The organism is Pseudoalteromonas sp. S3776 (assembly GCF_005886915.1).
Lineage (GTDB): Bacteria > Pseudomonadota > Gammaproteobacteria > Enterobacterales > Alteromonadaceae > Pseudoalteromonas.
In genome coordinates this window covers 1-5408 of record NZ_PNCU01000058.1, presented here as the reverse complement: position 1 = coordinate 5408, position 5408 = coordinate 1, and the positions used below count along the sequence as shown (strand labels likewise).

The following is a 5408-nucleotide window of genomic DNA, read 5'->3' as shown; positions in this document are numbered from 1 at the left end:
AAGCTGTAAGCTGTAAGCTGTCAAAATTTTAAAGCGAGTAGATTTTTATTTACTCGCTTTTTATTTATAAATAAAGTTTAATATAAGCAAAGAAGGAAGAATAATCGCTTTAAACGGAATTAAACTCTAATGAATAAAATCGAAAACTTTGAAGATATCTTATATAGAGAATCAAAATTAGCATTCACTAAAATTATTCAAGACCACGGTTGCGAGCTTTATGTTATTGGGTTTTACTTCACAGGAAGCTATGGCCTGTTGCCAATGTTTAATACTTTTTCAGATTTAAAAAAAGTCTTTGCAGAAGAATACGACAACGAAGACGATGATTTTTTATTAGCTAAATGGAACGTTTCTGACTTCCCCTCTCTTGAGATGTACTCTGAATATTTTAATGATACAGAAGAAGCCTGTTATGAGTTTGATGATATAGACTATACAGCCTCTAGTGAGCAAGTAGATGACCAATGGGAGCAATGGTTAAACGTTTTAGAAAAAGTTTTAATTCGTTCAGACAGCGATGGTTTATTTTCAAAAGGCATAAACCGAAATAAAATTACGCTCGCAATCCTTGCTTATGATGAGGAAGAAGCCGTTCAATTTGAAAGAATTAAACGAATAAATCCTCCTGCCGCTTTAAAATATATTCAAAGCGATTTCGAAACTATGATTAATAACCGTAATGAGATGGAAAAATTAGTAATGGATGAATATGAACGTATTCAACAAATACAATAATGGTTATAAGTAACACATATTATGCTCTAACAACACATGCCATTAGAGCATAAGACATCACAAATTTGAGCTAGTACAGCTAAACCTACTAAAATATTACTGCCAGATAGTTTAGAAGCATGTAAGTAAGTCGGTATTAAAAACTAGCCCTGTCAGATTATTATCGTTAACTAATTTTTTGAAATCGTCGGTGCAGTAAAGTGAAAGACCCGATTGCATTTTCGACTTAAAAATAAGCTTATTGCTTATATCCTCATCATCAAAAACAAGTGACTTTAACCCATCTTCAAAGCCATCTAGATATGCTCTTTCTGTTAGGCTCAAATCCTCTTGAGCAAATATTAATGGATTGAACAAATATAAGTTATCACCATTAGTCTTTAAATCAATGAACTCACCAAACTCACTTAAAGATGCATTTAAGCACTCATAAGCAGACTCATTTAGCACTAAAAATGAGCCGTATAAATTAACGTCATAGTTTTGCTTCTTTGCCCTTGCTTCATGCTTACATTCGAAACCATTAGGAGATAGCTTTGATAATGTAACTTTTCCTTTAGGGATATCATTCATAACGATTTGAATAATGTTATCGCTCATAGGCTTATTTGAGTTCTTAACTATCTGTTTTGACATTTCTATTATATCTAGGTTAATTACATCGTAAGCATTTGTGGGTTTTCTTAATTGATATACATTCATATGCCTTTCCACTGCTTATCTATTTTCTCAAATATTTTACTTGGCAACGTACCAGTCCTAATTGCAACTTTTACATTTCGAAGTTTATTCATAAATAAAGCTTTATTTTTATTCATGTCCCCACCTAGACTACCGCCTATCCATGATTCATAGTTGTATCTATGTATTTTTCTGTGTGGCGGTGCATCCTTTGTAGCCCAGTCATGAGCTTTATTTTTAACAAAATTAATAAGCCAGATGCCATTGTGTGGATCGTTAATTCCTATACCTGCCATATGGAGATTTAACCTTGCTCGTAATATAGCTTGTTGATTATATCGCCCTTTACCTGAAATAATATGATGTGCCTCATGCTCTTTTGTAGGCTTGGGCTCACCAACTGAAAATAAGTAACGCGCAAGTGTATTTGTTGGATGATGCTGTTCTTCAGCAAGTTCAAACTGTGCAGCCGATGAGTTTAACTCTCGATATTCTTTAAGTGCTATTTGCGCAATAGATACAGATTCGATTCGCTTTTTTTCAGCTTGTAGATGATCATAATCTTTAATTAATTTTTGTAACTTCTCTGCATCTGGATTTTGCTTATTGACCTCGTCATGATACTTCTTTGCTTTTAATTCGAAGTTATAAATAGCCATTGCTAGCGGAGATGGATCGGAGGGACGCTCTGGTCTAGGGTACGTTTTTTTGTAATTGCATAATAAAATAGTCCATTATTTCAATTCGGTGAATCTAATATAGCCCCAATTAAAACGCAAGCCATTTATCAAAGAGTATGCAAATGTATCAAACCCTAAGATACGAAAATATGAATTGTTATGTCGTGCAAGAGGCTTTGAAGACCTCACAAAAGAGCTGGGTCATGAAGCTCTTTTTATTACGGTTACCTGCCCTTCTAAATACCATCATGCTTTTTCAAAATCGGGTACTGCTAACCCCAAGTGGGAAGGTTTTATGCCTGATGAAGCAAATAGCTATCTAAACCACCAATGGCAAAAAGCCCGTGCAGAGTTTAAACGTCAAAATATTGCGCCTTATGGCTTTCGTGTAGCCGAACCACAACATGACGGCACACCGCATTGGCATATGCTGTTTTTTATTGAGAGCGAAAAGCTAGACGCATTAAAAGCAATTATTCGCCATTACGCGTTAGAAGTTGATGGTGACGAAAAAGGCGCGGCCGAAAACCGCTGTGACTTTAAACAAATAGACCCAAACAAAGGCTCTGCAACTGGTTATATTTTAAAATACATAGCGAAAAATATAGATGGTGAAGGTGTAGGCGAAGATAAATTCGGTAACGATTCGCTGCTTGTAGCGCAACGTATTGACGCGTGGGCATCGTGTTGGTGTATTCGCCAGTTTCAACAAATTGGCGGTGCGAGTGTATCTGTATGGCGCGAACTTAGACGTTTACGCTCGATGTTCAAAGGCGAAAGTAATTCGCTATTAGAACAAGCGCGTTCTGCTGCTGATAATAGCGATTGGAAAGGCTATATACTCGCTATGGGCGGTTTACACACAAAGCTAAAAGATAGACCTATCAAATTGCATTATGATTTAAACATCGTTGAGGAAACTGGCGAGTGTTTGCAAAGCTATTACGATGGTGAACTCATACTCAAAGTAAAAGGCTTGTGGTTCGCAGGTAAAGCTATTATCACTAGGCATTACTCATGGAAGGTAGAAAAAGCATAACCTAAAGCTATAACGAGTTAGCTAAAGCTCCTTATTACATTAAAAGACCTAAAGTTATCATCTCTAAACAAAATTGCAGTTAAATTCTACATTTCAAATAGCTAAAGCTACCTATTGAGCTTTAGCTCATATCAAACACCAGTACAAAGCCAGAAAATACCTTTAACTTACCATTTGCCTGAATGGCAAAAAGGCTCTTACTTGGAGTTCTGTAAATAACTGTACTGAATAAAATAACAATCACTCTCGCTTTCATATTCAGCGTTGAGCTCTTTTGATGAGTAGAAGCCTAATTCTGTTCGGTAATATTATTAATCGTCGTTTTGCTAACGAATAACATACCGTATTCTTTGATATATTTTAATATATTGTTTACATTGGTAATTGTTGGTGAAAATTATTTAAGTATGCGACACCGTCGTTCTACAGTCTCGTGTACTGCTAAAATTACATAGAATAAGTAGTTAAAATATAAGGGAATTTAGATGGCCTCTGAGCTGCTAAGAATAAAAAAAAGGAAAGAAACACGGCAAGAAATGATTTCCTTGTACGAAAAATCGGATCAGGTTCTACTGATACACTATTCTTGTGAGTCGTTTTATGACATTAAAGATGGAAGAACTCCAAGAGTTACATCTATTGCTGTTAGAAATTTAAAAACAGCTCAAACAGAAAGTTTCTCTGTTCATAAAATTGCAGAACGAAGTGAAATCTCAATAAATGATATACCTGCTCGATACGATGAACTTGAAAAAAAAATGCTTGAAGAGTTTTTTGAATTCATAAAATACAGGCAGACTTTTCACTTTGTTCATTGGAATATGCGTGATGGCGCATATGGCTTTTCAGCAATTGAACATAGATTTCAAGCTCTAGGTGGCGACCCGTACAAAATACAAGACGACAAAAAAACTGACTTAGCTCGAGCACTTATATCACTATTTGGTCGCCAGTACGTGGGTCACAGTAAAGCAGGTCGATTTCTAGCTATTGTCGAATTAAACAAAATAACTGATAAAGATGCTTTGACCGGAAAGGAAGAGGCGGATGCTTTTGAGGCTGGGGAATATGTTCAATTACATCGTTCGACGTTACGGAAAATTGATTGTATGTCGAATATATTTGAAAGAACTATTGATGGTTCTTTAATCACCAATGCTTCTTGGCAAGATCAGTATGGAATTCACCCTAAAGCGCTCATTGAGTACGTGAGAGATCATTGGTTATGGTCTGTTGTTGTTATCATAGCTATAATTTCAGGCCTTGTTGGAAAAATAGCAGGTTTGTTCTAAATATATTGTCTTTACTAAATAAACATAACTTTCATTGTTTCTAGTTTTCAATTAAACATAAACCCAATGTTAGGTAATTAACATCGTCCAAGCTCAATAGATGCTTTTAGAGAATATTTAACAAGTAATGCAGTCTAGTTTAAAAAGGCTACTCAAAGTAGCCACTTATGATCAGTTCTAGAATATGGTGCAATTAAACCATAGTAAGGTAAATCAAGAAGTTAAATTAATAAAAGATGAGGCCATTGCACTCTACGCATATACGCTTTGTCACCCACCATTATACAAGGAGATAAATAAGGCTCTACGGGATGGTGATACGAATAATTTTATAATTAAATTAATAGATTCAGCAATTAAAAATCTCCCAATTTACCGAGGGAAATATGTTTTTAGATGGACTTTACCTCTACTTGAAGAAAAGGAAAAATTAGATAGTTATGAAGAAGTATTTGAAAAAGCTTATTTAAGTACATTGAAATTTCCTAATGAGATTACAATGGCAGATCCTGAGTGCATTTTGTTTAAAATTGAACATTTGAATGGCCGTGATATAGCTTTATACTCTGATGATTATTCTATAGATATTCAAGAGGTTATATTGCCAAGAGGTTCAAGCTTTATCAACACTTTGACTCGATGTGATGAAATTGACTATATTATTAGGCAAGTTACATAAAGCTAATGGGGTCAAATTTTGACTTCATAAATTAAGAATCTTCAATGTCTGCTCATGGCACAAAACAGCCTGAATGTAATTTGGGTACTTTAATAAAAAGGACAGCGCTAAATTCTTAAACTTCAATTTACTCTGCTACATATGTGCTACACAGAAATTAAAAAACAAGGAGGAAACTTGTTAACTCATTGATTTATTTGGTAGCCCCTGCAGGAATCGAACCTGCAACTGCCCCTTAGGAGGGGGCCGTTATATCCATTTAACTAAGAGGCCGCATCGAGCTTACAGCTTACAGCTTA

General features: G+C 35.1%; 6 protein-coding genes and 1 tRNA gene. 4 read left to right on the top strand and 3 right to left on the bottom strand.

The window, feature by feature from the left end:
- The first annotated feature begins 129 nt into the window (after window positions 1-129).
- Window positions 130-738 (top strand): DUF4303 domain-containing protein, encoded by a 609-nt coding sequence (locus CWC16_RS17430; RefSeq protein ID WP_138542448.1) that lies wholly within the window; start codon window positions 130-132, stop codon window positions 736-738.
- Window positions 739-849: 111 nt separating this feature from the next.
- On the opposite strand, the gene CWC16_RS17425 is transcribed toward CWC16_RS17430, so the two are convergent.
- Together CWC16_RS17425 and CWC16_RS17420 are read right to left on the bottom strand one after the other, a co-directional pair.
- On the bottom strand, window positions 850-1440 hold the full coding sequence (locus tag CWC16_RS17425; RefSeq protein WP_138542447.1) for a hypothetical protein: 591 nt from the start codon (window positions 1438-1440) through the stop codon (window positions 850-852).
- Window positions 1437-2078: an AHH domain-containing protein gene (locus tag CWC16_RS17420; RefSeq protein WP_138542446.1), complete on the bottom strand. Its 642-nt coding sequence runs from the start codon at window positions 2076-2078 to the stop codon at window positions 1437-1439. Before CWC16_RS17420 ends, CWC16_RS17425 begins: the two co-directional genes overlap by 4 nt.
- Before the next feature lie 127 nt (window positions 2079-2205).
- Between CWC16_RS17420 and CWC16_RS17415 the strand changes: the two genes are divergently transcribed.
- The 3 genes from CWC16_RS17415 (at window position 2206) to CWC16_RS17405 (ending at window position 5109) form a co-directional block, all read left to right on the top strand.
- Entirely contained in the window at window positions 2206-3138 is a 933-nt protein-coding gene (locus CWC16_RS17415) for a replication endonuclease (protein ID WP_138542445.1), read from the top strand.
- 485 nt (window positions 3139-3623) lie between these two features.
- Window positions 3624-4430, top strand: coding sequence for a hypothetical protein (locus tag CWC16_RS17410; protein WP_138542444.1), 807 nt, complete (start codon window positions 3624-3626; stop codon window positions 4428-4430).
- Window positions 4431-4614: 184 nt separating this feature from the next.
- Window positions 4615-5109, top strand: a complete 495-nt coding sequence (locus tag CWC16_RS17405; protein WP_212747447.1) for an ADP-ribosyltransferase — start codon at window positions 4615-4617, stop codon at window positions 5107-5109.
- A 198-nt stretch (window positions 5110-5307) separates the two neighbouring features.
- Here CWC16_RS17405 and CWC16_RS17400 read toward each other — a convergent pair.
- Window positions 5308-5382: transfer RNA gene (locus CWC16_RS17400), tRNA-Arg, on the bottom strand.
- Between the last annotated feature and the right edge of the window lie 26 nt (window positions 5383-5408).

What these genes read in the sequence shown, in the direction of transcription:
- CWC16_RS17430 (WP_138542448.1), top strand. Translation starts at nt 130, where the DNA reads ATGAATAAAATCGAAAACTTTGAAGATATCTTATATAGAGAATCAAAA.
- CWC16_RS17425 (WP_138542447.1), bottom strand. Translation starts at nt 1,440, where the DNA reads ATGAATGTATATCAATTAAGAAAACCCACAAATGCTTACGATGTAATT.
- CWC16_RS17420 (WP_138542446.1), bottom strand. Translation starts at nt 2,078, where the DNA reads ATGGCTATTTATAACTTCGAATTAAAAGCAAAGAAGTATCATGACGAG.
- CWC16_RS17410 (WP_138542444.1), top strand. Translation starts at nt 3,624, where the DNA reads ATGGCCTCTGAGCTGCTAAGAATAAAAAAAAGGAAAGAAACACGGCAA.
- CWC16_RS17405 (WP_212747447.1), top strand. Translation starts at nt 4,615, where the DNA reads ATGGTGCAATTAAACCATAGTAAGGTAAATCAAGAAGTTAAATTAATA.